The following is a 26120-nucleotide window of genomic DNA, read 5'->3' as shown; positions in this document are numbered from 1 at the left end:
GAAACGAACCGGCTGCGAAATGCCGGATGCCGCCAAACCGGCGCAGGAGGGTAAACATGGTCCAAATCGATTTGTCGGGCAAGACGGCTCTCGTCACGGGGGCGACCGGCCAGCTCGGAAGGGTGATGGCCCGGACGCTGGCGTCGTGCGGGGCGTCGGTCGCGATCCATTATTACCGGAACGGGGAGAAGGCGGAGTCGCTGCTCCGGGAGCTCGCCGCAGCGGGCGCGGCCGCGATCGCCGTCCAAGCGGACGTGACGGACGCGGATTCCGTCGCCGCCATGAAAGAGGCTGTGCTGGGCCGATTCGGCAAGCTGGACATCGTCGTCGCCAACGCGGTCAGCCAATACAAGTGGACGTCGATTTTGGAGCAGCCGCTCGACGACTACGTCGACCAATTCGAAGCGTGCGTCGTCCAAAACGTGCTGCTCGCCAAAGCGTTCGTCCCGCAAATGATCGAGCGGCGATACGGACGCATCGTCGGCATCAATACGGAATGCGCGATGCAAAACTTCCCGAATCAATCGGCGTATGTCGCGGGCAAGCGCGGCATGGACGGCTTGTACCGCGTCCTCGCCAAGGAAGTCGGGGAGCACGGCATTACGGTCAACCAAGTCGCGCCCGGCTGGACGATCAGCGAGCGGGACCGCGACAACGGCACGGAGCGTCAAGAGGCGTACGAGCGGAGCGTGCCGCTGCGGCGCCGCGGTACGGACCAGGAAATCGCCAACGCGGTCGCGTTCCTCGCCTCCGATCTGGCCGGCTTCATTACGGGGGCGTATATTCCGGTCAACGGAGGCAACGTCATGCCGGCCATCTGAACCGGGACGGCCGATGCCGCCTCTTCATCCCACAACCCGATATTCGAAAAGGAGAAACGCCGACATGACAACGGTACGCTATTGCTCGACATGCGGAACGAAACTGGAAACGAGGACGATCGACGGCGTCGAGCGGCTCGCCTGCTCGAGCCCGGATTGCTCGTTCGTCCATTGGGGCTCTTACAGCGTAGGGGTCGGGGCGCTGCTCGTGCGCGACGGCAAGGTGCTGCTCGTCCGCCGGGCGCAGGAGCCGGGCAAAGGCTACTGGACGAATCCGGGCGGCTACATCGAGCAGCACGAGCCGATCGAGACGACGATCGAGCGCGAGGTCGAGGAGGAGGCGGGCGTCGTCGCCCGGGCGGCCGGTATCGTCGCCGTGCGCGATCAGCCGCGCGACGTCCACAACGTCTACATCGCGTTCGCGATGGAGTACGTGAGCGGCGAGCCGAAGCCGGACAACCGGGAGGTGGACGCCGCCGGCTTTTTCGGGCCGGAGGAGATGGCGGAGATGAACGTCGCCCCGTTTACGCGATGGCTCGTCGACGTCGCGCTGAACGGACGGTCCGACGGGCTCGAACGGGACGAGCGGACCGAGCTGCCGATCCGCCACGCCGGCCTGTTCAAGGTCGCCACGCGTTAGACGCCCGCCGCCCCGGCGGCCTCCGGCGTAGGCGGAGAGCGCTATTCCGCGATGGCCGTCCAATCGAACAGGACGCCCATGGCCGAGCCGCGGTCGCGGGCCAGCATGCCGTATGCGTCCGCGGCCGCCAGCGGCGATAGGCGGTGGGTGATCAAGGACGCGACCTCCATTCGGCCTTGGACGACGTAGCTCGCGAACAGGCCGGCCATTTCGGCGTGCGTCCAGCCTTTGAATTCCGCCAAGGCGTGAATGCCCAGGATGGAGACGGAATGGGACACGACGTTGCGGCCCATCTCCTGCTTGGAGGGGGTGGCGGTATCCCCGAGCAGCACGACGCGTCCGAACGGCTTGACGAGCCGGGTCGCCTGCGCCAGGACGGCCGGATGGCCGGTAACGTCGAAGACGACGTCCAGCATGCCGCCGCCGGTATGTTCCCGGATGTCCTCGCGGGCCGATCCGGCGTCCACGGCGAGCCGCCGGATGCCCGGCCGGTCCGGGACGAGCGCCAGCCGGCTCTCGGCGGGATCGATGGCGAACAGCGTCTTGACGCCGGACAAGTACGCGTACCGGGCGACGAGCTGGCCGAGCAGGCCGAGCCCGATGACGCCGACCGTCTCCCCGAGCCGCAGCTCCGCCCGTCTCGCGCCGAGCTGCGTCGTTTTCGCGAGATTGTAAAAAACGCCTTGCTCGTTGCCGATTTCCGCAGGCAGCACGTACGCGTGCTTCGCCTCCGTCTTGAAATATTGAGCGTGCGGGTATTCGACGAATACGCGATCGCCTTTCCGGACGCCCGCGACAGCCGGCCCCGTATCGAGCACCTCCGCAACCATCGAATAGCCGGGGTGGAACGGATACTTCACCCAGCCGGACCAATTCGTGTCCGGATCGAATACCCCCTTCAAGCATTGCAGCTCCGTGCCCGTGCTGATCAGCGAGCACACCGCGGCGCACAACAGCTCCGTCGGGCCGAGCGCGGGATCGATCGCCTCCTTGCGCACCTCGACGCGCTCCTTCTCCGCGAATACGATTCGCCATCCTTCCATCCGCATACCCTCCAGGATCGATTGATTTGCCTACGTCCCAAGTGTATGAAGTTCAAGCGGCGGAGAACAGAACACAACTTTGCCGAAGTTTGGCACTTTTACAGGTCATTCGGCCGGATCGCCGAACAGCGACTTGTATTGTCCCGGAGCGATTCCCGTATATTTCTTGAACAGGCGGGCGAACGTCTGGATATCGTTGAAGCCGAGCAGGTCGGCGATCTCGGAAACGGTCATTTCCCGCGTTCGGAGCAGCGATTTCGCCTTGGCGATTTTCATTTCGCGATGGAGCAGAATGGGCGGTTTGCCGAACAGCTCCTTGAACCGGTTGCTTACATACGTCGGGTTCATGTTCAGCTCCTCGGCGATCTCCGCGAGCGAAAGCGGAGCTTCCGGCCACGAGACGATGCGGAGCAGGACGGCCAGAAACGTTCGGGACGGATGCTCCTCCTCCACCGTGCCGACATGCTCCAAGCCGTCCTTCAGCAGCAGGTACAGCAGCTCGAGCGATTTGGCTTTTCGCAGCAGCACGTTCGGAACCCGGCTCCCTTCCGACTTCGACAGCATGTATTCGTCGAAGACGGCTTCGAACTTCCGGTATTCGCGCAGCGGATAAATGTAGGGGACGTGCAGAAACGGCAGCACGTCGATCGTATCGTGAATCTTGTACGTAAAATGCCACCACAAAAACTCGGTTTCCTCGTCGCTGTCCTTATACTGGTCGTGCTCGAGAAACGTCGGGATGAAGATGACGGTGCCGGGGCGATTGTCGTATACCCGGTCGCGCACCTTCAGCTTGGCGGAGCCTTCCCGGACGTACGTCATCATGTAGAACCGGTCGAAGACGCGGTTCCGGTAGTTCATCTCGCGGCGGCGGTGAACGTCGAACGTCAGCACGCGCAGCTCGGCCATTTCCAGCAGCGACGATACGATATCGTCCTTCACGGCGTCACGTCCTTTGCGTCACGACAAATCCCAGCAGCCCGACTGATCGTCCAGCGCCCGCAGCTTCACTGACCGGGCGTATTCCGTCGGCGTCATGCCGGTCGTTTTCTTGAACTGTCTCGAGAAATAATGGATGCTGCTGTATCCGAGCGCTTCGGCGATTTCGGTATAGTTGAGCCTCTCCTCGCGGATAAGCGATTTCGCCCGTTCGAGCTTGAGGTGGTTGAAATATTCCAGAACGCCTTGGCCGGTATGCTGCTTGAACGCCGTCTTCAGCAGCGTGCGGCTAACCCGGAACCGGCGGCACAGCTCGTCTACCGTCAAATCGTCCGCCATGTGCGTCTTCATGTACTCGGCGACGTCCGCGGCGATGACATGGTCCTTGTTCTCCTTGACCGCGGATGCCGGCTTCTCGGCCGCGACCGGAGCGCGCTTCCGGCGGATGAGGTGGATGAGCAGGTTTTCCAGATGGTTGCGGATCAGCTGCTCGCTGCCGAACGGCGCGTCCGCCCGGCGGCTCAGCCTGCGCATGCGCGGCGAATCGATCGGCGGGTCGAACGCGTCGAGTCCCGCCCGGACCAGGCTCGCGTAGATGGCGCGCTCCCGTTCGTCGAGCCGGAATACCCGGTTCTCCGCAAAATAACCCATCGCCGGCGAATCGCATTCGAACGTCAAAATGATGACGTTCGGCGTCGACCTCTGCGCCGCCCCGCCCCGGTGAAATTCGTTCGGTCCGTAGAACACGAGGTCGCCCTGCTCGAGATGGAACGGCTTCCCGTCGACGGTAACGTCCCATTCCCCCTTGTCGACGAAGACGATTTCCCAGAAATCGTGCTTCTCGCCTTCGAAGAAGTAGTCCTTCGGCATTTCCCTGTAAAAAAACGTGATCAGCTTTCGAACCGCCAGCTCTTCACGCAGCTCGAATTTCGCGTAATCCATCGGATATCGCCGCCTCCGTACGGGTTGTCGCTTTCGATGTGACCTGATGATAGCCCAATGCGGAGCCGATTGCAACGAATTTTGTATCGCCGGCAGGGGAAAAAGAGGAGAGCATTCGGATGAACCGAATATAGACGAATTTCCGAGCATACATGAAAGGGGAGGAGCGGTCCAGGCCAACGGAGAAGCGGGCGTCTTTCCAGGCGGCCGGCCCATTTTCCGGTTGCGGGATCGGAAGACGGTGGAGTACAATGAAGAGGGATGTTCGAAACTAACACAATGATGTTTGAAAGAAACAAATGTCGGCGGGACAAACGACTGGACGGGGATGACGCCGGAGCCGCACATTCGATTCGACGATCCGAGGAGGAGAACGGATGGGGACGTTGCGTTTTGTTGTAGTCGGGACCGGATGGGTAGCGGGGGAATATTTGAAAGCGATTGCAAGCCGGACGGACGCCGAAGTGGCCACCGTCGTGAGCCGGAACGCGGAGCATGCGAGAGCGAGACTCGATTCGCTCGGCATCGCCGCCCGCGTGACGGGTGACTATGAGGAGGCGGTGAAGGACCCGACCGTCGATGCGGTCGTCCTCTGCTCGACGCCGGATTTGCGTCCGGAGCAGGCGGTGGTCGCGGCACGGCACGGCAAGCATCTCGTCCTGGAGAAGCCGCTCGCAATGGACCGCGAGGGGCTGCGTCGCATGGCGGAGGCGCTGGCGCGCCATCCGGTCGCGACGGCGGTCAGCTTCGTGCTGCGCTGGAATCCCTCGTTCGCCAACACGAAAGCGCTCATCGAAGACGACGCGATCGGCCGCGTCTTCATGGCCCAAGTCGATTACTGGCATCATGTCGGGCCGAAATATCCGCAATACCGGTGGAGCAGGACGAAGGCGCAGGGCGGCAGCAGCATCTTGTCCGCGGGCTGCCATGCAGTGGACGCCGTCCGCTATTTCGCCGGCGACATTGCCGAGGTGACCGCCTACGGCTGCCGGACGTGGGCCGATTCCGACTACGAGTTCGATCCGAATGCGATCGCCATTTTCAAGCTCCAAAACGGGGGGATCGGCAAAGTGTCGTCCTCGCTCGAATGCAAAACGCCGTACAAGTTCAACGTCCACCTGCTCGGGGAGAAGGGCGCCATTATGAACAACCGGCTGTTCAGCCACAAGCTGCCGGGGCAAACCGACTATGCGACGATTCCGACGATATTGCCGGACAGCGGCGACGTGACGCACCATCCGTTCGCGGAGGAGATCGACGATTTCATCGGTGCGATCCGCAACGGAACGCGGACGCGCTGCGATTTCGCGGACGCGTACCGGTCGATGGAGGTCAGCTTCGCCATCGACGAATCGATCGCGACGGGGCGCAGCGTCAGCTTGCCCCTTGCCGAGTAATTCGGACGCATCGCGAAAGTTTATCGAAAGGTTGGGACAAAGGATGACCGTCAAAATCGGGATGATCGGCGCCGGAGGCATCGCCCGGCACCATTTGAATACACTAAGCAAAATTCCGCTCGCGCAAGTCGTCGGCGTATTCGACGTGAACCGCGAAAGCGCGGAGCGGGCCGCCGCCTCCGTCGGAGCGAGAGTGGCCGACAGCGCGGACGCGCTGTTGAACCGGTCCGACATCGACGCCGTCTTCATTTGCACGCCGCAGTTTGCGAGAGACGACCTGGAGGCCGTCGCCGCCGGCCGGGGCATCCACCTGTTCGTCGAAAAGCCGCTCGGGCTCGAGCTCGACTCCGTGCGCCGCAAGGAGAAGGCGATTCGCGAGGCGGGAGTCCTCCATTCGGTCGGATACGTGCTCCGGTATTACGATACGGTACAGCAGGCGAAGCACTATTTGCAGGGCCGTACGGTCCACCTCGTGCAGGCTTACCGGTTCGGCACGTCGCATCCGGCGGCATGGTGGAGGCAGCAGCATCAATCGGGCGGGCATTTGGCGGACGCGGTGACGCATCAGGTCGACCTGATCCGCTATCTCGTCGGCGAGTACCGCGACGTGAGCGCCCGATTCGGCCGCAGCGCGATCGGCGAGCTGTACCCGGATGCGACGATTGCGGACGCGGGCGCCGTCTCGTTCACGCTCGAGAGCGGAGCGGTCGGCACGATTACGGAGTCGTGCATCTCGCCGTTCAACGGCGAGTCCGAGATCAAGCTGTTCGGCCCCGATTTTTACGTCCAGCTGAGCGGCAACGGGAAGACGGTTACGATCATCGACAAGGAGCGCCACGTCACGATTACGTCGAAGCGGGATCCGAGCTACGAGCAGGACAAAGCGTTCGTCGAGGCGGTGGCGTCGGGGTCCGGCGACTCGATCTTATGCGGCTATGCGGACGGGATGCGGACGCTCGCGTTTGCGCTCGCCGCCCACCGTTCCGCCGAAAGCGGAGGAGCGGTACCGGTCGAGGATGAGGGGCCGCCGGTTATGGCGTAAGGACGGCGAGAGCTAAGGGAAGGCAGGAGGCCGCGGGGCGGCAGCCGGCCTTGTCGTCTTTCGGCGCCAAGGGGCCGGTAAAGGCGGCGGTGGCGCGAGCACGGGCCGGGGCGGCGGCGCTTACGGGCTCGAACGCGGTCATTTTGACCGCCATCTCCCGCGAAAACTCACCGCGGCGAGGTGAAGGATTGCGCCGCGGGAGCGTCGAATCATGAATTCGGAAACGTAGAGTAGCGGTGAAGGGGAGGGACTTCCGATCATATTCCCGATTCTCAAACAAGGAGCGACGATCGGTGTAACGGCGCCTTCATCCGGCGTGCAGGAGCAGTGGCACGGCCTGCTCAGGCAGGCTTGCGGCCGGATGGAGGCGCAAGGCTTCCATGTCGTCATCGGCGATACGGCGTGGACGCAATCGAAAGCGAAATCGTCCCCGGCCGCCAGCCGTGCCGACGAGTTAAACGCCATGCTGCGCGACGACCGGATCGATGCGATCATTCCTCCTTGGGGAGGAGAGCTGGCCATCGAAACGATCGAACATCTCGACTTCGGGCGAATCGAGAGCAAATGGGTGCTGGGGTATTCGGATATCAGCGTGCTGCTGCTCGCCATTACGTTAAAAACGGGCATTGCGACCGCACACGGTACGAATCTCATCGACTTGAGGGGAGAATATTCGGATCAAACGACGGCGATGTGGAAAGCCGTTCTCTCCACTCCCGCGGGAGAATCGATTCTTCAACGTTCTTCCCCGAACTATCAAAAGGAATGGGATCACGCCAACGCTTCGCCGTGCGTCTTCCATCTCACCGAACCGACCCGCTGGAAAACCGTTTCCGGAAACGGCGCGTCCCTTCGCGGCCGGTTGTTGGGCGGGTGCATCGATGTCATCCGACATCTGATCGGGACGCCTTACGGCGACGTTCGCAGTTTCCAAGATCGGTTTATTCAAAAGGAGCCTATCGTTTGGTATTTGGAAAATTGCGAGCTATCGACAACCGATTTGCGCAGGTCGTTGGTGCAGATGAGATTGGCGGGCTGGTTCGACCGCTGCGCGGGCGTGCTGTTCGGCAGAAGCGGCGTTCATCGTCCCGTCGATCATTACTCGCTGGAAGACGTTTATGGCGAACTGTCGAGTGAGCTTCGAGTCCCGGTCGTGTACGACATCGACTGCGGCCATCTTCCTCCGCAAATGACTTTCGTCAACGGCGCTTATGCGGAAATCGATGTGGACGACGGCGCGGGAACCGTCCTGCAGCATTTCATTCCCTAACCCGGCTCGCGGGGCCGTTCTCGCGCTGCATAAGCGCAAAGACAGGTCACCGAACGTGCGAACGGTCGTTCGTTCGTTTGATGCGACGGTCTGCGGCGGAACATCCCCCGCTATTCCACGGCTTGAGGCGGAATCCGACCGGCGCGGACGAGCCCTTGCTGCACTGCTGTTGCGGGACATATGCCTGCAAGGGGGTTGTAAAACGAGAGAGTTCTCGCTATAATAAGCGAGAACTCTCTCGTTTTTTTGGTGAAGCGAAATGAAGGGGGCGCATCCATTGCCGAAAGTGTCCGAAACCCGCAAAGACGCCGTCCGAAACGACATCCTGGAGGCGGCCGGCCGCGTTTTCAAGCGTAAAGGGTACGAAGCGGCTTCGATGAAGGACATCGTCGCCGAGTCCGGCAGAAGCTTCGGCGGGGTGTACCTGTACTACGCCAACAAGGAGCAGCTGTTCCTGGAGCTGATCGGCCGCGTTTACCGGGAGATGAACGAATCGGCGGAGGGTGGGGAAGGCACCGCGCCTTGGGAAGCGGTCGGCCGCTTCCTGCGGGATCAGCTGGCCCGGGCCGCCGATGCGGACAACGGTCTGGCCCCGGTGTTGTACGAATATTTGATCGTCGGCCGCAAGGAGGAACGGCGCATGAAGCTGATCGGGGAGCGCCACGACGCCGTGTTCGGCGCGATCGAACGGCTGCTCCGTTCGGGCGCGGAGGCCGGGACGTTCCGGCCGACTATCCCCGTCGAAGCGATCGCCCTTACGGTCATGTCGTTTTTGGACGGGATGTTCTTCGAAAGCATCGTTTCCGGTCCGGAACGCATCCGGCTGGATGATCAATTCCGGGTGCTGTCCGACATGCTCCGCTCCGTCTTGATGCCCGGCGAAGCGTCGGCCGTAACCGAGGAGGGGAATCCCGAGTGAACGATACCCGTTCCGTTTTCAAAAGCGAGACCGGCCGCCGGCTGTTCGAGGAAGCTTATGCGCGTACGATGGAGCGCTGGACCGTTCCATACGAAACGTTCTCCGTCGGCACGTCGTTCGGCCGAATCCGCGTCATCGCCAGCGGCCCCGCGGACGGCAAGCCGGTCGTGCTGCTGCACGGCATGACGGCGAATTCCGGCATGTGGGCCGATACGATGCCCGCCTTACGGCGGTTCCGGACGTACTGTCTCGACACGCCGGGGGACTTCAGCTTGAGCGAAGCGGACCGTCCGCTTCGTACGAGGGACGATTGCGCCGCATGGCTCGACCAGACGCTCGCGTCGCTCGGCATCGGGACGACGGCGCTGATCGGCCATTCGATGGGCGGCTGGCTGGCGGCCAACTACGCGATCGCCCGCCCCGGCCGCATCGAGAGGCTCGCTCTCCTCGCGCCGATCGCGACGATTCTCCCCGTGCCGTGGCTGACGTTCCTTTGGCGGGTTTACCCGGCGCTCCTGATGCCCGGACGACGTTCCGTCAAACGGGCGTGGGACTGGTTTCTGGCGAGAGGGAACGAGCTGCCTCCGGCGGTCTTGGACCAGATCGTCGTCGCCTATACGCACTGCCGGATACGCCTGGCCGTCGTGCCGAGCGTATTCCCGACGGAGGAATGGGCCGGGGTAACGGCGCCGGTTCTGTTTCTCGTAGGGGAGGAGGAGCGCATTTACCGGGCGGGAGAAGCGGTGAAGCGGGCTGCCGCCGCGATTCCTCACGCCGAGACGCAGTCGATCGCGCGCGCCGGACACTGCTTGATGGCGGAGCAGGCGGGGCGGGTGAACGAAGCGATCGAGCGGTTTTTGCGTACATAACGATTACGCTTCGTCCAAGCCGTTCAGCTCCTTCGTCAAGCCGTCCATGGCCGCTTCGCGTCCGCTTGCGTCCGGATCATCGTATAGCAGCTGCTCGGCGAATTCCCAGATGTCCTCCAGCTTGCGCCGGCCCCGATAAAACCGCATCGCGTCGGCGTTCGGCTCGTAATCGGGATGAACCTCCCGGTAGACGGCCATAAAGTCGTCCGCATAAGGCTCCTCCGCGATAAACGTCAGATCGGCTTCGACCGGAGCGAGCTTCAACCCTTCCCAATCGACCAGGATGAGTTCCCGGTCCGTTTGCATCATATTCCAACGATGAATGTCCGTATGGCAAAGCGCCATGCGCGGGCTGCCCGCCTTGAGCCTCCCGGACAGCTCCTCCACGGTATCGGCCAGCCTGCCGACCGACCGGGCGAAAGGCTCCAGCAAGGCGCCGACGTCCGTCGGCATCCGGTCGGACGGCTCGTGCAGCAGCCGCCTGAGCGGCTTCAAGAAAGGGACGTCGAAGCGCTCCTTGACGGCGTCCGTATCGACCGGTATCCGTTCCCCGTACCGATGCAGCTCCGCGACGATTTCCGCCAGCCGGCGAATTTGGCCGCCGGTCAGCGGCTTGCCGCCGACCGTCTCCCCGGCGATATACTCGTACAGCATGTAAACGGCTTGGTCGTCCTCGCACCGGAAGGCGCCGCTTTCGGTCGGGATCGGCACGGGAACGTTCCCGCTCAAGCCGGTATGGCGTGCGAGCCATACGAGGATCGGCGCATACGCGTCGATGAGCGCCGTCCATTTGGGCGTGGACGCCCGGCTTTTTTCGTAGGCTTTGAGGAAAAAAGTCCGTTCGCCGTCGAACGCGCGATAGGCGAGCGCCGCCCAACCGCCTTGTTGGGGGATCACGTTCATCCGTTCCAGTCCGTATCGATCTTTCAAAATCGCAACCCGATTGTCCATCTGTTCCTCCTTCATGCACTCGAAGCGTTGGCCGTCGATGACGGACGTCAAGCGCCGATGTCCGACTCGGCCATTCGCTTCAGCGCCACGTAGTCGGTTTTGCCGCTGCCGAGCAGGGGCAGCTTCTCGACGCGCGCGAGCCGGGAAGGTACGCCGAGCGGGGTGCCTCCGGCCGCCAAAATCGCCTCCTTCGCGGATGCCACGGTCACATCCGGCGACGTATGGAACAGGACGATGCGTTCGCCCTTGCGGGCGTCGGAGACGCTGACCGCTGCCGCTTCGCCGTCCGGGAAGGCGCGGGCGATCCATTCCTCCACCGCGTTCAGCGACACCATTTCCCCGGCGATTTTGGCGAACCGCTTCCGTCTGGACAGCACCGTCACGAAGCCGTCCGCGTCGATGTCGACGATATCCCCGCAATCGTACCAGTCCGGACACGGCACGAAGCCTTGGCCGTGCAGCAAATAGCCTTTCATCACGTTCGGCCCCCGGACGTACAGGTTGCCGCCTTCGATCCCCGGTATTTTTTCCAATACGCATTCGATGCCGGGGAGCAGCCGGCCGACCGAGCCTTTCCGGAAGGCGAGCGGCGTGTTCAGCGCCAGCACCGGCGCCGTCTCCGTCGTCCCGTAGCCTTCGAGAATGCGGATGCCGAACTTGTCGTACCAAAGCTGCCTCACGTCCTCCTTCAGCTTCTCCGCCCCGGCGACGACGTAGCGGAGCGAGTAGAAGTCGTAAGGGTGCGCGGCTCGGGCGTAGGCGGCCAAAAACGTCGACGTGCCGAACAGGATGGTCGCGTTATTATGGTAGACGAGCTCCGGAATCGCTTTGTAGTGCAGCGGGCTCGGGTACAGAAACAGCTTCATCCCGCTTAACAGCGGCAGCAGCGTACCGGCCGTCAAGCCGAACGAGTGAAACATCGGCATCGCGTTGAACACTTTGTCCCGCGACGTAAAATCGATGACCGTGCGCGCCTGCTGGACGTTGGCGAAAATGTTCCGGTGGCTCAGCACGACGCCCTTCGGCTTGCTCTCGCTGCCGGACGTGAACAGGACGACTTCGTTCGCGCCGGGGTCGGCGCGCCGCTTCATGCGGTAATCGATCATCCCGCGCAGCTTGTCGCCGAGCGTCACCCCGCTTCGCACGTCTTCCAGGAAGAGGACCGCGCCGCGCTCCTCGAGCCGGCCGGCAAGCGGCAGCAGCTTCGCCTTCTCGACGAATTGGCGGGACGTTATCACCGTCCGCACCCCGGCCGTCTCGCAGGCGTCCAGCACCGCCTGCATGCCGCTCGAGAAGTTGAGAATCGCCGGCGTCTTGCCGATGCGGATCAGCGCGAACAGCGCCACGACGTGACCGACCGCGTTCGGCATCAGCAGCGCGACGTTCGTCTCGCCTTCGAGCTTCGCCGCAAGCTTCCGTCCGAGTACGTGCGAGGCGAGCAGCAGCTGCTTGTAGCCGATACGCTGCGAAGCATCCTCGCAAGCCGGGAAGCCGGCTCCGTTCCGGGCGGCCGCGGCGATCAGCTCGTCGAACAGGTTGACGTCCGGCTTCATGCGGCTGTCGAACAGCTCCTGCATGAGCATGCGGCCGATTTGCGCGGCTGCTTGCTCCTTCCGGACTTTGACGGGCAAGCCCGAGTCGGATTCGAGCCGATACGCTTTGCCGATCGTCACGTCGACCGGCGGGAACCACCTTCGGCGCAGCAGCCCGTTCAAATACGACAGCTTGGAACGTTCCGGCCCGTTGATCGCGACCGGATGGACCGGCGCCCCGGTTTTCAGCGCGATAAAGGCGACGCCGCCGTATATTTTCATCATCCCGCCCGTCGTCGTAATGCGCCCTTCCGGGAAGACGACGAGCGGAGAGCCTTGCTGCACCGCTTTGATCATATGACGGACGGAATACGGATTGAGCGGATCGACCGTCACGATGCGGCAAAATTTCAGAAACGGGGCGAAGCGCTTCGCGATGCCCGTATTGACGACGAAGACGACTTCCGGCGGCAGCGCCAGCATCAGGAAGACGCCGTCCAAGAGCGACACGTGGTTCGGCAGCAGCAGCGCCGGCTTTGTCGCGTCGATATGGCCCAATCCGCTCAGACGGACACGGAACAGACGAAATACGATCCATCGAAGTACGGCCACCATCACCTTCACGGCGATCATCTCCTTCCGGTAGGGGGGTCCCGCGGCCGACGCGGTGGCGAGGGCGGATTGGGACCAGGTCTTAACTTCATTGTACGCATAATTCGTCCTTTGGAAAGTACTAGATTCCCCTAGTACCGGAGACGACCGCAGCGAGGGGCGGAGCACGGACGAGCTTTGCACGTTGGACGTCGGGGGTATTGGTGCGGCGTAATCGGGGCGATCGTTCGAATGCATGCTGATGACGATGCCGGGCGACATGAACGCCGCGATCAACGGCATCATTCCCGTGATGAGGTTCATCGTATCCCGTTCCCGATTCGGCTACGCGGAGGCGGTTCTATTGCGCCACCCGCCCTCATGTCGGCTTTTTGCACGATCGCGGAAAAAACGGCGACGAATCGCCCGAATCGCCCGTTTCCTTGCGGGCGGGCCGGATTCGGCTTACAATATAAGGGACTTGGCATGACATGGAGACGGAAGGACGGAAGGACGCATGGAACGGATGGACCATATCCCGATCAAGGTCGGCAAAAATTTGAAGGCGATCCGCAAGTCGCGCGATCTCAGTCTCGACAAGCTCGCGGAGCTGACCGGGGTGAGCAAGGCGATGCTCGCGCAGGTGGAGCGCGGCGACTCGAATCCCACGATATCGCTGCTGTGGAAAATCGCCAACGGGCTGCGCATCTCGGTGACGGCGCTCATCGCGGAGCAATCGCCCGAGGTGTCGGTCGTCCGGTTCGCCGACGTCGAGCCGATGACGGAGAACGAAGGGCTGTACCGGGCGTTTCCGCAATTCCCGTTCGACCCGACGACCCATTTCGAGGTGTACGCCGTATCGATCGGCCCCGGCTGCGAGCACCAATCGGAGCCGCATCAGGAAGGGGTCGAGGAATTCGTCATCGTGACGGAGGGCGAGCTTGAGCTGCGAATCGGGGACGACTCGTACCGGGTCAGCCGGGGCGACGCGATCCGGTTCAACGCCGACCAAGGGCACGTGTACGTCAACGATACGGACGCCCCGACGTGGCTGCAGGTCATTATCCGCTATCCGTTCTAAGGAGGCGGGACGAGCGGCCGCATATAGACGAGCTTCGGTTCGATGGGCCGGTAGCCCGCTTTCTCGTAAAGCGCTCTTGCCGCGGCGTTGTCGACGTCCGTTTCGAGCTGGAGCCGGTGGGCGCCCGCCTCGCGCGCGATCGTCTCCGTACGGGCGAGCAGCGCCTCGGACGCTCCCGTCCGGCGGCGGCGGGACGCCGTGAAGACGTCTTGGATGCGCAGGACCGGCATCCCTTTCGTGGAGGAGAATCCCCACGAATACGTAACGAACGCGGCGTATTCGCCGGTTTCGCGGCAGCGGGCCAGCAGCCCGTACGAATGGCCGGTTAAGATCAGCCGCCGCCAGCTTTCCTTGCATTCCGCCATGGCGGCGTCGGTGACGGGAGCATCGCCGTGCTTGTATTCGGCGAGCAGCGGCGCCGCCGCCCGCACGTTCGCGTCGTCCAGCGGGACGACGTCATAGGTGCAGCTTGTCATCGGTATCCCTCCCGGCTCCAGTATTTCATGAAAAAGGGAAAAAGAATAGACTTATTCCGGGTCGGGTGGTATGATTCGGTTTAAGGTACGTCCTGCACGATATAGCCACGCTACGCCATCTATGCCGGATGGCGTTTTTTTAACGTTGCAGGAAGTTTAACTTCGCTACTAAAGCACGAAAGCGAATGCGACTTTCTTCACCAACAATAAGCTACCGCTGGAACACGAATGTACCTTATCGAAAGGCTTCGATCGGAAGCTTTTCTTATTGGCCGGTTTGTTATGCCAAATCGGAAGGGGGAGAAAGCATGCCGGATTGGTCGTACCGAACGTTGTTTCGCCCGCTGCTGTTCGCCATGCCTTCGCGGACGGCGCGTGCGGTAACGCTGGGAGCAATGGGAGCGCTCAGCCGGCTGCCGGGCGGCACGCTCCTCATCAAGACGCTCGGCCATATGGACCGGTACCGCGACCTGGAGTCGGACCGTCTCGGAGGCTTGCGGACCGGCTATCCGGTCGGATTGGGAGGCCCCGTGGACGCTCACGGCCAAGCTCCGGCGGCGCTGGCGCAGTTCGGCTTCGGCTACGTCGAGGTCGGGCCGGTGACGCCCGAGCCGATCGCCGGCGGGGGGCCGATCGTTCTCGACGCGGAGCGGGAGGAACTGCACTATCCCGTGCGACACGAGAGCGACGGCATCGAGGCGGTGCTGGCAAGGGAGCGGGCGAACGCGGGGAAGCGGCGGCAGCCGCTGCTGTTCCGGCTGAGGCACATGCCGCAGTCGGACTCGAGGCGGGCGGCGGCCGAAGTGAGCGGGATGGTCGAGAGGACGAAGGAGCTTGCCGACGGCGTCATCCTGGACACGTTCGACGAACGGTGGACGGAGGAGGAATGGTTCGCCGCAGCCGAGGAGACGATCGGGGCGGCCAGGCGCATGCTCGGCGAAGGCGCGCCGGTATTCGTCTACGTACCGCTCGATATGCCGGACGACCGTCTCGAATCGCTGCTGGCCCGCCGGCGGGAGCGGGGGAGGCTTGATGACGGGCTCGTCATCGGCGATACGATCCGGGCCGGCGACTTGTACGCCGTCGGCCGGAGCGGGCTTGCGCCTACGCGGCGCAAGCTGCGGCTTATCCGCGAATACGACGCGGCCTGTCCCGTAATCGCGACGGGAGGCGTGCACGAGCCGGCGGAAGCGGTGACGCTCGTCCGCGAAGGCGCCGATTACGTGCAGCTGCACAGCGGGCTCGTCTTCGCCGGGCCGGGGCTGCCGAAGCGAATCAACGAAGCGATTTTGCACGACGCGATGCGGGGGAAGAAACCGCCCGAGCCGGAGACGTTTTGGCAAGGGTGGGGATGGATGTTCCTGCTCGGCATCGGCATGATCGTCGGCGGCGTCATTGCGTTCCTCATCGCCGCCACGACCGTCGTCCTGCCTTATGACGAAGCGTATCTCGGAGCGCACCGCCACGAGCTGCACGAAGGGAACGGCAACGTGCTTCCGTTCATGTCGCACGACCGGATTACGCTGGCGGGGACGATGGTCTCGATCGGCATCCTGTACGCCCAATTCGCCCGGCACGGGCTGAGGCGGCGGCTGCATTGGACGAAGACGGCGCTGCTCGTCTCGGGCATCGTCGGCTTCTCGAGCTTTTTCCTGTACCTCGGGTACGGCTACTTCGATCCGCTGCATGCGCTCGCCGCCGCCGTCCTGCTCCCGATGTTCATGCTGGCGATGCGCCGGGAGGCGGACGACCCGCCGCGCACGCCCGCGAACCTGCGAAGCGACCGGCTGTGGCGCCGCGCCCAATGGGGGCAGCTCATGCTCGTCTCGCTCGGCTTCGCGCTGGCGCTCGGCGGCGGCGTCATCTCGATCGTCGGCATTACGCACGTGTTCGTGCCGCAGGATATCGACTATATCGGCGCCACGGCCGAAGAGCTGTCGCGGATCAATCCGCGCCTCGTGCCGCTGATCGCTCACGATCGGGCCGGCTTCGGCGGGGCGCTGCTGTCCGACGCGCTGGCGCTGCTCGCCGCGGCGCTCTGGGGCGTCCGCCAAGGCGAGCGATGGCTGTGGTGGACGCTGCTGGTCGGCGGACTGCCCGGCTTCGCCGCCGGGTTCGGCGTGCATGCCGCGATCGGCTACGGCGACTTCGTCCATCTGCTGCCGGCGTACTTCGCGTTCGCGCTGTTCGTCGCCGGACTCGTCCTCCTTTACCCGTATATGACGAAACCGGTCCCGGCGTCCGAGGAATAAATCCGCGCTCGCAACGCATCCCGGGCGGGGCTTATCCCCGCACGAACGACCCGTTCCTCCCGTCGCGCCGCCAGACGGACCGGCTGCCGGACAGCCGGACGCCGCCGAGCCACCGGTCGATGCCGTTCAGCGCGATCCAATCGCCGTCGGGAGCGGTCGCCATCCGCCGGCCGAGGTCGGTCGGCACGAGGCGCGCCCGGCCGAAATCGCCGGGCGGCTCGGCAAAGCCGGGGAACGCCGCCGCGCCCTCCAGTCGCAGAAGCGGATGCGGTCCCCGCGTCATGTCTCTCGCATACGCCCAGAAGGCCAGATCGCCCATGCCGAGACCGTTCAATTCGTCGCCGACGCGCCGGAACAAGTCGAGGGGAGATTCGCACCCGTCCAGTACGGCGGCGAGCGTCGCCCGCTCCACCGAACCGAGGCCGTCGGCGGCGGAAGGAAACCGGTCGGCATGATGACGGAAGGCGTCGCGCAGGAAAGGAAGGGCGGAGGTGTCCGTCTCGAGCAGCGCGGTCAACGCCCGCGGGTCCGGCGACGCATACGCCTCCCAAGCCCGCGAGCCCAACGCTAGCTCGTCCGGGCCGATCTCGCGCCACGTCCCGCACAGCGAAGCGAGCTGCCCGGCGGATAGCTGGCCCAAGCCGCGAAACGGCTCGATCCCCGGAAACGCGCCGATTTGGAGCAAGCTTATTTTCGTTCCGGACAACGGAACGCCCGCCAGCCGGCGAAACAAGTAAGCGAGCATCGCTTGATCGAACGGATCGTGCTCGAACCAAAGCACGATTTCGCCGTATTGCCCGGCGTTCGACAGCGCGCTCTCCTGCGCGGCGGTATGGGCCCTCCACACGTCCTGCGGAATGCCGAGCGTCCGTTCGAGCCAATCGGCCCGGATCGACAGTCGATCCTCCCCGTCCATATCCGGGAATACCGGACCCTCCGAATACAATTCCCTCCACACGAGCACGTCGCCGGGCACGCCGCCTTGCTTCAGCTTGTCGCCGACGGCGTCGCCGTTTACGATATGCAGCATTTGCACTCCTCCTTCATACAAGGTTCGAAAGACGGATACCGGATTCGCGATCGGCAGCGACGTCCGCAGCTTGCGTCTGGCGTCGAACAGACGCTTCTTGAGCGCGGAAACGGGGACGCCCAGAAAGGCGGATATTTCGCCGAGCGAATAGTCGTGCATGTAAAACAGCAGAACGGCGATCCGCTGTCCCGGCGGAAGCGCGTCGATCCGGGCGCGGATACGGCCGCGCTCCTCCTTGGCGAGCAGCGCCTCGGCGGGCGATGCGGCGGAGGCGACCGCGTCCGGCACCGAATCGAGCGGGACCGTGGCGATTCGCTTGCGTCGCGTCATCCGGCCGCATTGACGTTCCACGATCCGCTTCAGCCATCCGGGAAAAGCTTCGGGATCGGCCAGCGCACCGATGCCGCGGTACGCCTCGGCGAACGATTCCTGCACGGCGTCCTCCGCGAGATGCGCGTCGTTCAACCGGGACCGGGCGACCGCGAGCGTCATCGGGCGATAGCGGGCAACGAGCTTTTCGAACGAATCGCGGTCTCCCCGCATCGCCGCTTCGACCCATTCCTTCACATTCGTCGCTCCTTTCCGATATTCGGCTTCATCCTTGTAGTGCCCGCGAGCGGGCAAAAGGTTACGTGCCCGACAGTCTGACATTTTCTTAATGCCTATCGTAGCATATCGAGGTGCGCGGCGCCCGCTTGCGAAAACGGCCGATCCTGCCGCAACATTCGGCCGGTTCCGAACGTCAGGAAGGACGCGAGGTTTCCGGAATGTGGAATATCGGAAGGAGGGCATGCTCATGCTGTCGAGTCGATTGCGGTTTGCGGTCGCGCTCCCGTTCGTCGCGATCGTCCTGCTCGCCGCCGCCTGCGGCAACAAGCCGGTGCCTCCCGTCGCATCGTCCGGCGCGGCGCTTCCCGGCGGCGCGACGAAGGTCGAAAGTGCTCCCGCGTCGCTGGCGGACGACATTACGGGAGCGGACAAAACCGATCTGAGAGCGATTCAGGAGAAGCTGACCGGGTTCCGGGAAACGTTGAAGAACGAGTACGCCGTCGAGATGCTGGCGGTCGGTACGGGCAGCGATCATCTGCTGATGACGATTCGCCGATACGGAGACGTCGACGAGCCGATCGGGGAGGACGAGCTGGCGCGCATCCGCAAGGCGCTGTTCGACTATGCGGGCTCCGAGTTCCCGCTGAAGCTCGCGGCGCAGCCATGCTGCAAGCAAGCCGATATTACGGGCGAAATCAAAAAGATCGACAACGGCCGCGTCCTGATCGTGGACGAGACGAAAAAGAACGGCAATACGGACGATCCCGTCGCGACATGGGTCACGTTGAGCCCGACGGCAAAATCGTGGAAAGCGGCGGCAAGGAGCCGCTCGCGTTCGACAAGCTCGCCGCAGGCCAGCAGGTGAAAGCCTGGTCGACGGGGATGATGCTGCAATCGTATCCGGGTCAAGCCTCGGTCATGAAGATCGAGATCGTCCGAGAGGGGAAAGGGAATGGGAGTGGGAGTAGGTAAACGTCCCAAGCAAGCGGCATAAGGTTCGAGAAGCGAGGACATGGGCAGCATGAACCGCTCAGCCGTGTGCCAAAACCGGAAAAAGCCTGATTTTCCGCACGGAAAATCAGGCTTTTTCTATCGTTCCGCTCTCTACAGCAGCTTCGTCGTCCACGACTCGCAGTTCCATACGTCGGTCGCGACGTCGCGATAAAATTCCGGCTCGTGGGAGATCAGCAGAATCGTCCCTTTGTACGTCTGCAGCGCCCGCTTCAGCTCGTCCTTCGCGTCGACGTCGAGGTGGTTCGTCGGCTCGTCGAGCACGAGCAGGTTCGTCTCGCGGTTGATCAGCTTGCACAGCCGCACCTTCGCCTTCTCGCCGCCGCTCAGCACGTCGATTCGGCTTTCGATATGCTTCGTCGTCAGCCCGCACTTGGCGAGCGCCGCGCGCACCTCGAACTGCGAGAACGAAGGGAACTCATTCCATACCTCGTCGATGCACGTATGGCCGCTCGAGCTTTTCATTTCCTGCTCGAAATAGCCGATGTGCAAATGCTCGCCGAGCTCGGCCCGGCCGCCCAGCGGCGAAATTTCGCCCAAAATGCTGCGCAGCAGCGTCGTTTTGCCGATGCCGTTCGCGCCGACGAGGGCGATCTTCTGGCCGCGCTCGACGCGCAGGTCGAGCGGGCGGGACAGCGGCTCGTCGTACCCGATGACGAGACCGTTCGTCTCGACGACGAGCTTGCCGGACGTGCGCGCCTCCTTGAACCGGAACTCCGGCTTCGGCTTTTCTTTCGCCAGCTCGATGATTTCCATCTTGTCGAGCTTCTTCTGGCGGGACATCGCCATGTTGCGGGTCGAGACGCGCGCCTTGTTGCGGGCGACGAAATCTTTCAGATCGGCGATTTCCTGCTGCTGCTTCTTGTACGCCGATTCCAGCTGCATCATCTTCGCTTCGTGCTGCTGGCGGAACACGTCATAGTCGCCGACGTACCGGGACAGCTCCTGGTTTTCCATATGGTAAATCAGGTTGATGACGCTGTTCAGAAACGGAATATCGTGAGAGATCAGGATAAAGGCGTTCTCGTATTCCTGCAAATACCGCTTCAGCCATTCGATATGCTGCTCGTCCAAATAGTTCGTCGGCTCGTCCAGGAGCAAAATGTCCGGCTTCTCGAGCAGCAGCTTGGCGAGCAGCACCTTCGTCCGCTGGCCGCCGCTCAAGTCGTTCACGTCACGCTCGAGCCCGATATCTTCCAATCCGAGGCCGCGGGCGATCTCTTCCACCTTCGCGTCGATCATATAGAAGTCGTGGTTCGTGAGCGTGTCCTGGATCGTGCCGACGTCCTCCAGCATTTTCTCGAGCTCTTCCGGCGTCGCTTCGCCCATCTTCTCGTACATCGCGTTCATTTCCGCTTCCATCTCGAACAAGTAGGCGAATGCGGTCTTCAGCACGTCGCGGATCGTCTGGCCTTTGGCCAGAACGGAATGCTGGTCGAGATAGCCGACGCGCACCCGCTTCGCCCATTCGATTTTGCCTTGGTCCGGCTGAAGCTTGCCGGTAATGATATTCATGAACGTCGACTTGCCTTCGCCGTTCGCCCCGATCAGCCCGATATGCTCGCCTTTGAGCAGGCGGAACGACACATCGCGGAAGATGGCCCGGTCGCCGAAGCCGTGGCTCAAGTTTTTTACGGTTAGTATGCTCATCGTGCACCTTTTTCTATGAAAAATTGGAGGAATTGTATCGATCGCATAGATTCTATTATAGTCCGGCGCGGGTGATGAACTCAACCGGAAAAACGAAGGGACGCCGCTCTCGGCGTCTTTACCGACTGCAACTGCGCACGCAGCGTTGGTAGCGGATGTCGTTGCGCCGGCCGGTTCGGTTCACGATACGGGCGGCGCCGGTTTTCGGGTCGAATCGAATCGTGTAGAAGATCGTCGTCCGTCCCTCGCCCAATCCGGTCAAGGCGGCGCGAACGAGGATCGAATCGCCGCTTCGCTTGACGATCCGCAGCGCGACCACGGTCGTCGGCAGTTCCGGCGGATCGCCGACCGGAGCGTACAGCCGGCCGTTGATGCGGAGAAGCCGCAAATTGCAAATGAGGATGTTCGTGAAGCGGACGCCCCAGTACCGGCGGAACAAACGACGAATTTTGGCGACGGAGTCGAACCGGGGAGGCAGCGCCTGGTAGTCGATTCCGCCGCGTACGATGATCGGTCCGACCCGTTCGGAGTCGATGACGGTGAACCATACGAGCTCCGCCGCATTCAGAAAGGCACGCAAGCTGGTCATAACTTGTCTCACCTCCTGAAACATCGTATGCGGCGCATTCGGAACCCGACGCCGTGCCAGCCCGTTCGGCGGCAAAAATCCGCGAGCGGGCCGGTTCACAAACCTTTCAACCGGAACGCTTTACTTTCCGTTATCGCAGGTTACAATAAAAGGAGTCCGGAAGCGGAGACAAGTTAGGGGGGCGTTCGATCGTGGAGATCGGAGTCGTGGCGCTGCTGCTGGCGCTGATCGCGTTTGCCGCCATCGCGACGGTATGGATCGGCAATTCCAAGCAGAACAAGGAAGGAAACCCCGAATACGACCAGCGAACGGGGAAAAATACGATTCGGCTGACGGTGTTTTACGTCGTGGCGGCGGTCGTCGCCTGCGTCGCCTTGATCTGGTACGTGACGGGGTAAGGCGTTCCGAAGCGGGAACGGCCGGAAGGGACGGAAACGGAGGCTTTCCGGAGACGGGGAGCGCTCCGTTTTCTTTGCGTGGAAGCGGGAGAGGGAGACTGGAAGCGGAAAGGATAGCGACGGATGGTACTATGGGGGGCGTTGGTGAACGGACTGGCGATCGTGGCGGGCAGCATGGCGGGGTTGATCGTCCCCCGGCTGGGCGACGGCTTGCGCAGGACGGTCACGCAAGGAATCGGACTCGCCTTGTGCGTGCTCGGGCTGACGATGGCGATGAAGACCGATCATTACTTGGCGATGGTCGTCAGTCTCGTGATCGGCGGCGCGATCGGGGAGATGACCAAGCTGGAGCGCGGTCTCGAGCGGCTCGGAGAATGGCTGGAAAGCAAAGTGAGCGCACGCGGAGAAGGCAAGGTGGGCAAAGCGTTCGTCAACGCCACGCTCGTCTATTGCATCGGGGCGATGGCGATTCTCGGGTCGATCGAGAGCGGCATCCGGCACAATCACGATATTTTGTACGCCAAATCGTTGATGGACGGCTTTTTGTCCATCGTGTTCGCTTCGGCGCTCGGCGTCGGCGTCGCGTTTTCGTCGGTGCCCGTCTTTCTGTACCAAGGGGCGATCGCACTGGGCGCCACGTTCGTGGCGTCGATGTTCAGCGCGGAAGCGATCGCGGCGATTACGGAGGAAGTGTCCGCGGTCGGCGGCGTGCTCATTATCGGAGTGGGGATCAACTTGCTCGAGCTGAAGCGGATTCATGTGGCCAACCTGCTGCCCGCGGTCGTCGTCATGGCGGTCATGATGGCCGTCATGCTGCGTTAATCGGGGGCTGCCAAGCATTGGATTCCGAAAAGGAGGAGATGGACATGATGCTGCCATCGTTTCGGCTGGACGGCAAAACCGCGATCGTCACCGGCGCCGGCCGGGCGCTTGCCATCGGTCTCGCCGAAGCCGGCGCCGACGTCGCGCTGCTGGCGCGTACCGAGGCCGACATTCGGCTCGTCGCGCGCGAAATCGAAAGCGGGACCGGGCGGAAGGCGTATCCGATCGCGGCGGACGCGACGTCACGCGACCAATTGGAGGCGGCTGTCGATCGAATCGCCGACGCCGCCGGGGGGATCGACATCTTGATCAACAATGCGGGGATGAACATTCGTACGCCCGCGCTCGACGTGACGGACGAGGAATGGCGGACGATCGTCGATACGAACCTGAAGTCGGCGTTTCTCGCCTCCCAGCTGTGCGCCCGGTACATGCGGGAGCGGGGCGGCGGACGCATCGTCAACATTTCGTCCGTCGCCGGACACGTGGCGCTACGGACGGGAGTCGTCTACGGGGCGACGAAAGCGGCGCTCATCCAGATGACGAAGACGCTCGCGCTGGAATGGGGCAAGCTCGGAATCCGCGTCAACGCGGTCGGTCCGTGGTATTTTCGCACTCCCCTGACCGAGAAGCTGCTGGCGGACGAAGCGTTCGTCGCCGAGGTCGTTTCCCGGACGCCGCTCGGACGGATCGGCGAGCTGCCCGACTTGGTCGGTGCGGTCGTCTTTCTCGCTTCCGACGCGTCCGGTTACGTTACCGGGCAAACGTTGTTCGTGGACGGGGGCATGACGATTTACGGCTTTTAATTTCCCGGACAATCGCGCCGTTCGACCGCTGATGACGGAAACGCTCGGAAATCGTCGGACGCCGGAGAGGGAGTGGGGGGAATAAGGAGATGACAAAAGGCCGTTCTTCCGCTCCAAGGAGCGGAAGAACGGCCCGTTTGGCGTGCCTGTCAACCCGGTGAGCCGGTAATAATCGCATCCAGCTGACGAGCCGTATCGTAGACGGCTTGGTAAGGGCTTTTGCCGTAAATGCCGATCTCCGCGGTCAACGTATCGGCGTAGCCGATTTCCCGCAGCGCCGCGACGACTTCCGGCCAATCGACGTCGCCCGCCAGAAGAGGAACGAAGCCGCCGCCGTTGCCGACCGCCGTCTTGAAATCTTTTACGTGAATTTTGAAGATACGGCTGCCGAGAATGCGGATCCATTGCTGGGGAAAGCCGTAGGCCAATATGTTGCCGACGTCGAAATAGACGCCGACGCTCAGCGAGTTCAAGTCGTCGATATACCGCTTCATCTCGAGCGGCGACAGCAGAAATTTGTTCCACACGTTCTCGACGCCGATCCGGACGCCTCTTCTCTCCGCCTCGGGGATAAGCTTCTCCAGCTCGATGCGGCTCCGCTCGTAGCAATCGTCGTACGAGGTCGTCGCGTTGACGGCGCCGGGGACGACGAGCACGGTATCGGCTCCGATGATCTCCGCAAGCTCGAGCTGCTTCGATACGACGGCGCGGCCCTGCTCGCGAACCGCCGGGTCGTCCGAGCTGAGCGGATGGCGCCATAAGAGCGACGTCGAGACGCTTCGCAGCTTCAGGCCGTATTCGCCGGCCAGCTTCGCGACGGCTTCCGCCTCGGCGGCGGTCGTCTCGATCGTCAGGCCGACGGAGCCGGGCGGATTGACGTTCAGCTCGACGGCGTCGTAGCCGGCGTCGCGGCTTATTTCGAACAGCTCGGGCAGCGGGGTGCCTTCGGGAAAGCACCATTGGTTGACGCTTTTCAGCATGGAAGTATCGCTCCTTATCGGATGGGAATCGGATCGGATCAGCCGACGGAAACCGTCTTATGCGCATCCGCGGAGGCGTTGAACGCGAGCGTCGCCTCGAGCGTCGCCACCGCCTCGGCGTAGTCGCCGAGCACGAGCTCCTGCCGGCCCGTACGCACCGCCTCGATGAACGCGCGGTCCTGCTCCAGGTAGAAGTCGGTGTCGCATTGTTCGTCCCGCTTCGTTTCGCCGTCGCGGATCGTCAAGCTTTTGCCGTCGATGCATAAGTAAAAGTCCGGTCCGTATATTTCGACTTCGCCCCGGCCGAAGTGCGGCGAGCCGCACGAATTGACGATCGAGCCGACGGCGCCGGACCGCATCGTGAACGAAACGACGCCGTAGTCCGAAATCGTCGCCTCCGGATGAACGTCGCGAATGCTGCGCTGGGCGTAGATCGAATGAACTTGATCGAACTCGCCGGCCAAGTAGCGGACAAGATCGACCTGATGCGTCGACTGCTCGACCATTTGGCCGCCGGACATATGCTGCTGTCTCCACCACGCGACCGGGGGCAAGCCGCCGATCCGGTAGGCGAGCACCATGTTGATTTGTTTGCCGGTTAAGTACGTTTTCGCCTTCTGCACCGTTTCCAAGTAGCGCAGGCAGTAGCCCGACGAATTGACGACGCCGGAGGCGGCGATGGCGCGCGCGTTGCGCTTGGCCGCTTCGAGGTCGAGTCCGACCGGCTTTTCCGACAGCAGGGCGATGCCTTTGGCCGCCGCTTTCTGTTCGATGTCGTCGCGGGCGAACGGAGGCGTGCAGATGAACAGCGCGTCCACCTTGCCCGAGTCGAGCAGCTGCTCCGCATCGGCGTAGACGTCGGCGCCGTAGGCCGAGCCGATCTGGTTCGCCCGCTCGAGGTTGATGTCGTGTACGGCGGTCAGCTCCGCCCGTTCCAGCTTTTGCAGCGTCTTGATGTGGTGCTCGGCCATGCCGCCGACGCCGATAAATCCGACTTTCACTTTTTCCATGGGGAACTCCTCCTCGTTAGCGGAACGGTTGGTTACACGAACAACGATAGTGGATAAACCCGGAAAAGTATTTATCGAAATGGAGCCGGAATTTACGCAAAAAGGACGGAGCGGGGGGGCAAGGGCGGGAAGAGGAGCGGCTAAAAGAAAAAGAGCCGCGCGGGCTCTTGGCAAGGGCAGCGTTTCGCCGGTTCGCTTGGGAACGGCTTGCTTGCCGAATTGTTAACGCGAAATAACGTACAAACGTACGTTATTCCGGCGAAATTCCCGTTCGAGGTACGAAATAAGGTGCAAACGTACGCTATTTCAGTCGGAAAGGGCTGGAACGCCGGCTCCCGCCGCGAACTAACGTACAAACGTACGTTATTCCGGCGAAATTCCCGTTCGAGGCACGAAATAACGTACAAATGTACGTTGTTCTACTCAAGGGAGGCGGTCTCGCCGCCGGCTGCAATCGGTCGGACGTCGGTCCTCGCGTCCGGCGCCGAGTGCTGGGGCGTTCCTCGACCG

25 protein-coding genes are annotated in these 26120 nt (G+C 62.7%); 14 read left to right on the top strand and 11 right to left on the bottom strand.

Translation table 11 applies throughout. From position 1 onward, the window contains the following. The first annotated feature begins 56 nt into the window (after positions 1 to 56). Both DLM86_RS11915 and DLM86_RS11910 read left to right on the top strand, forming a co-directional pair. Entirely contained in the window at positions 57 to 821 is a 765-nt protein-coding gene (locus DLM86_RS11915) for an SDR family NAD(P)-dependent oxidoreductase (protein ID WP_110840215.1), read from the top strand. A 64-nt stretch (positions 822 to 885) separates the two neighbouring features. Beyond that, positions 886 to 1461: an NUDIX hydrolase gene (locus tag DLM86_RS11910; RefSeq protein WP_110840214.1), complete on the top strand. Its 576-nt coding sequence runs from the start codon at positions 886 to 888 to the stop codon at positions 1459 to 1461. 41 nt (positions 1462 to 1502) lie between these two features. On the opposite strand, the gene DLM86_RS11905 is transcribed toward DLM86_RS11910, so the two are convergent. The 3 genes from DLM86_RS11905 to DLM86_RS11895 form a co-directional block, all read right to left on the bottom strand. After that, a complete protein-coding gene (locus tag DLM86_RS11905; RefSeq protein WP_158289444.1) occupies positions 1503 to 2504 on the bottom strand; it encodes a zinc-binding dehydrogenase in 1002 nt (333 codons plus the stop codon). Between the two features lie 105 nt (positions 2505 to 2609). Continuing rightward, positions 2610 to 3446 carry an AraC family transcriptional regulator gene (locus DLM86_RS11900; RefSeq protein WP_110840212.1) on the bottom strand — a complete coding sequence of 279 codons (837 nt, stop codon included), beginning with the start codon at positions 3444 to 3446 and terminating at the stop codon, positions 2610 to 2612. 18 nt (positions 3447 to 3464) lie between these two features. Further along, complete coding sequence (locus DLM86_RS11895; RefSeq protein WP_158289443.1) at positions 3465 to 4385, bottom strand: AraC family transcriptional regulator; 921 nt, start codon at positions 4383 to 4385, stop codon at positions 3465 to 3467. Between the two features lie 377 nt (positions 4386 to 4762). Between DLM86_RS11895 and DLM86_RS11890 the strand changes: the two genes are divergently transcribed. From DLM86_RS11890 to DLM86_RS11870, 5 genes are all read left to right on the top strand, one after another. Then, entirely contained in the window at positions 4763 to 5782 is a 1020-nt protein-coding gene (locus DLM86_RS11890) for a Gfo/Idh/MocA family protein (protein ID WP_110840210.1), read from the top strand. 43 nt (positions 5783 to 5825) lie between these two features. Further along, positions 5826 to 6824 (top strand): Gfo/Idh/MocA family protein, encoded by a 999-nt coding sequence (locus DLM86_RS11885; protein WP_110840209.1) that lies wholly within the window; start codon positions 5826 to 5828, stop codon positions 6822 to 6824. Positions 6825 to 7080: 256 nt separating this feature from the next. After that, on the top strand, positions 7081 to 8094 hold the full coding sequence (locus DLM86_RS11880) for a S66 family peptidase (protein ID WP_110840208.1): 1014 nt from the start codon (positions 7081 to 7083) through the stop codon (positions 8092 to 8094). Between the two features lie 286 nt (positions 8095 to 8380). Continuing rightward, entirely contained in the window at positions 8381 to 9013 is a 633-nt protein-coding gene (locus tag DLM86_RS11875; RefSeq protein WP_245954547.1) for a TetR/AcrR family transcriptional regulator, read from the top strand. Beyond that, entirely contained in the window at positions 9010 to 9882 is an 873-nt protein-coding gene (locus DLM86_RS11870; RefSeq protein WP_110840206.1) for an alpha/beta fold hydrolase, read from the top strand. The genes DLM86_RS11875 and DLM86_RS11870 overlap by 4 nt, the downstream gene beginning before the upstream one ends. Positions 9883 to 9885: 3 nt before the next feature. Here DLM86_RS11870 and DLM86_RS11865 read toward each other — a convergent pair whose 3' ends face one another. Further along, positions 9886 to 10833 (bottom strand): phosphotransferase enzyme family protein, encoded by a 948-nt coding sequence (locus tag DLM86_RS11865; protein ID WP_110840205.1) that lies wholly within the window; start codon positions 10831 to 10833, stop codon positions 9886 to 9888. 47 nt (positions 10834 to 10880) lie between these two features. Then, complete coding sequence (locus DLM86_RS11860) at positions 10881 to 12989, bottom strand: AMP-binding protein (RefSeq protein ID WP_110840270.1); 2109 nt, start codon at positions 12987 to 12989, stop codon at positions 10881 to 10883. Positions 12990 to 13482: 493 nt separating this feature from the next. Between DLM86_RS11860 and DLM86_RS11855 the strand changes: the two genes are divergently transcribed. Then, positions 13483 to 14037 carry a helix-turn-helix domain-containing protein gene (locus DLM86_RS11855; RefSeq protein WP_110840269.1) on the top strand — a complete coding sequence of 185 codons (555 nt, stop codon included), beginning with the start codon at positions 13483 to 13485 and terminating at the stop codon, positions 14035 to 14037. On the opposite strand, the gene DLM86_RS11850 is transcribed toward DLM86_RS11855, so the two are convergent. Further along, entirely contained in the window at positions 14034 to 14513 is a 480-nt protein-coding gene (locus tag DLM86_RS11850; protein WP_110840204.1) for a GNAT family N-acetyltransferase, read from the bottom strand. The genes DLM86_RS11855 and DLM86_RS11850 overlap by 4 nt on opposite strands. A gap of 308 nt (positions 14514 to 14821) precedes the next feature. Between DLM86_RS11850 and DLM86_RS11845 the strand changes: the two genes are divergently transcribed. After that, positions 14822 to 16765, top strand: coding sequence for a dihydroorotate dehydrogenase (locus DLM86_RS11845; protein ID WP_110840203.1), 1944 nt, complete (start codon positions 14822 to 14824; stop codon positions 16763 to 16765). A 31-nt stretch (positions 16766 to 16796) separates the two neighbouring features. On the opposite strand, the gene DLM86_RS11840 is transcribed toward DLM86_RS11845, so the two are convergent. Next, on the bottom strand, positions 16797 to 18362 hold the full coding sequence (locus tag DLM86_RS11840) for a sigma-70 family RNA polymerase sigma factor (RefSeq protein WP_245954523.1): 1566 nt from the start codon (positions 18360 to 18362) through the stop codon (positions 16797 to 16799). A 229-nt stretch (positions 18363 to 18591) separates the two neighbouring features. Between DLM86_RS11840 and DLM86_RS32065 the strand changes: the two genes are divergently transcribed. Both DLM86_RS32065 and DLM86_RS33190 read left to right on the top strand, forming a co-directional pair. Further along, a complete protein-coding gene (locus DLM86_RS32065; RefSeq protein WP_158289441.1) occupies positions 18592 to 19209 on the top strand; it encodes a hypothetical protein in 618 nt (205 codons plus the stop codon). Next, positions 19119 to 19316 (top strand): DUF3221 domain-containing protein, encoded by a 198-nt coding sequence (locus tag DLM86_RS33190; RefSeq protein ID WP_425453959.1) that lies wholly within the window; start codon positions 19119 to 19121, stop codon positions 19314 to 19316. The genes DLM86_RS32065 and DLM86_RS33190 overlap by 91 nt, the downstream gene beginning before the upstream one ends. Before the next feature lie 132 nt (positions 19317 to 19448). Here the strand turns inward: DLM86_RS33190 and DLM86_RS11830 are convergent, their stop codons facing one another. Together DLM86_RS11830 and DLM86_RS11825 are read right to left on the bottom strand one after the other, a co-directional pair. Next, on the bottom strand, positions 19449 to 21005 hold the full coding sequence (locus DLM86_RS11830; protein ID WP_110840200.1) for an ABC-F family ATP-binding cassette domain-containing protein: 1557 nt from the start codon (positions 21003 to 21005) through the stop codon (positions 19449 to 19451). A 118-nt stretch (positions 21006 to 21123) separates the two neighbouring features. Further along, positions 21124 to 21594: a hypothetical protein gene (locus DLM86_RS11825; RefSeq protein ID WP_110840199.1), complete on the bottom strand. Its 471-nt coding sequence runs from the start codon at positions 21592 to 21594 to the stop codon at positions 21124 to 21126. Between the two features lie 191 nt (positions 21595 to 21785). Here DLM86_RS11825 and DLM86_RS11820 point away from each other — a divergent pair, with 191 nt between their 5' ends. The 3 genes from DLM86_RS11820 (at position 21786) to DLM86_RS11810 (ending at position 23620) form a co-directional block, all read left to right on the top strand. Continuing rightward, positions 21786 to 21992: a hypothetical protein gene (locus DLM86_RS11820; RefSeq protein WP_110840198.1), complete on the top strand. Its 207-nt coding sequence runs from the start codon at positions 21786 to 21788 to the stop codon at positions 21990 to 21992. Between the two features lie 123 nt (positions 21993 to 22115). Continuing rightward, positions 22116 to 22814, top strand: coding sequence for a DUF554 domain-containing protein (locus tag DLM86_RS11815; RefSeq protein ID WP_110840197.1), 699 nt, complete (start codon positions 22116 to 22118; stop codon positions 22812 to 22814). Positions 22815 to 22858: 44 nt separating this feature from the next. Then, on the top strand, positions 22859 to 23620 hold the full coding sequence (locus DLM86_RS11810; RefSeq protein WP_110840196.1) for an SDR family NAD(P)-dependent oxidoreductase: 762 nt from the start codon (positions 22859 to 22861) through the stop codon (positions 23618 to 23620). Between the two features lie 149 nt (positions 23621 to 23769). Here the strand turns inward: DLM86_RS11810 and DLM86_RS11805 are convergent, their stop codons facing one another. Further along, the gene (locus DLM86_RS11805; RefSeq protein WP_110840195.1) at positions 23770 to 24600 is read right to left on the bottom strand and encodes a sugar phosphate isomerase/epimerase family protein; all 831 of its coding nucleotides are present in this window, start codon (positions 24598 to 24600) and stop codon (positions 23770 to 23772) included. Positions 24601 to 24638: 38 nt separating this feature from the next. After that, positions 24639 to 25610 carry a Gfo/Idh/MocA family protein gene (locus DLM86_RS11800; RefSeq protein ID WP_110840194.1) on the bottom strand — a complete coding sequence of 324 codons (972 nt, stop codon included), beginning with the start codon at positions 25608 to 25610 and terminating at the stop codon, positions 24639 to 24641. Between the last annotated feature and the right edge of the window lie 510 nt (positions 25611 to 26120).

Source organism: Paenibacillus flagellatus (assembly GCF_003217775.1).
In the GTDB taxonomy this organism is placed as follows: Bacteria; Bacillota; Bacilli; order Paenibacillales; family NBRC-103111; genus Paenibacillus_AB; species Paenibacillus_AB flagellatus.
Note: the sequence above shows the minus strand (reverse complement) of the source record. Positions and strands in the feature narration are given on the sequence as shown.

Coding starts and splice junctions, on each gene's coding strand:
- DLM86_RS11830 (WP_110840200.1), bottom strand. CDS start 21,005: ATGAGCATACTAACCGTAAAAAACTTGAGCCACGGCTTCGGCGACCGG.
- DLM86_RS11825 (WP_110840199.1), bottom strand. CDS start 21,594: ATGACCAGCTTGCGTGCCTTTCTGAATGCGGCGGAGCTCGTATGGTTC.
- DLM86_RS11855 (WP_110840269.1), top strand. CDS start 13,483: ATGGACCATATCCCGATCAAGGTCGGCAAAAATTTGAAGGCGATCCGC.
- DLM86_RS11850 (WP_110840204.1), bottom strand. CDS start 14,513: ATGACAAGCTGCACCTATGACGTCGTCCCGCTGGACGACGCGAACGTG.
- DLM86_RS32065 (WP_158289441.1), top strand. CDS start 18,592: ATGCTGTCGAGTCGATTGCGGTTTGCGGTCGCGCTCCCGTTCGTCGCG.
- DLM86_RS11890 (WP_110840210.1), top strand. CDS start 4,763: ATGGGGACGTTGCGTTTTGTTGTAGTCGGGACCGGATGGGTAGCGGGG.
- DLM86_RS11815 (WP_110840197.1), top strand. CDS start 22,116: ATGGTACTATGGGGGGCGTTGGTGAACGGACTGGCGATCGTGGCGGGC.
- DLM86_RS11810 (WP_110840196.1), top strand. CDS start 22,859: ATGATGCTGCCATCGTTTCGGCTGGACGGCAAAACCGCGATCGTCACC.
- DLM86_RS11910 (WP_110840214.1), top strand. CDS start 886: ATGACAACGGTACGCTATTGCTCGACATGCGGAACGAAACTGGAAACG.
- DLM86_RS11885 (WP_110840209.1), top strand. CDS start 5,826: ATGACCGTCAAAATCGGGATGATCGGCGCCGGAGGCATCGCCCGGCAC.
- DLM86_RS33190 (WP_425453959.1), top strand. CDS start 19,119: ATGGGTCACGTTGAGCCCGACGGCAAAATCGTGGAAAGCGGCGGCAAG.
- DLM86_RS11915 (WP_110840215.1), top strand. CDS start 57: ATGGTCCAAATCGATTTGTCGGGCAAGACGGCTCTCGTCACGGGGGCG.
- DLM86_RS11905 (WP_158289444.1), bottom strand. CDS start 2,504: ATGGAAGGATGGCGAATCGTATTCGCGGAGAAGGAGCGCGTCGAGGTG.
- DLM86_RS11805 (WP_110840195.1), bottom strand. CDS start 24,600: ATGCTGAAAAGCGTCAACCAATGGTGCTTTCCCGAAGGCACCCCGCTG.
- DLM86_RS11895 (WP_158289443.1), bottom strand. CDS start 4,385: ATGGATTACGCGAAATTCGAGCTGCGTGAAGAGCTGGCGGTTCGAAAG.
- DLM86_RS11865 (WP_110840205.1), bottom strand. CDS start 10,833: ATGGACAATCGGGTTGCGATTTTGAAAGATCGATACGGACTGGAACGG.
- DLM86_RS11800 (WP_110840194.1), bottom strand. CDS start 25,610: ATGGAAAAAGTGAAAGTCGGATTTATCGGCGTCGGCGGCATGGCCGAG.
- DLM86_RS11845 (WP_110840203.1), top strand. CDS start 14,822: ATGCCGGATTGGTCGTACCGAACGTTGTTTCGCCCGCTGCTGTTCGCC.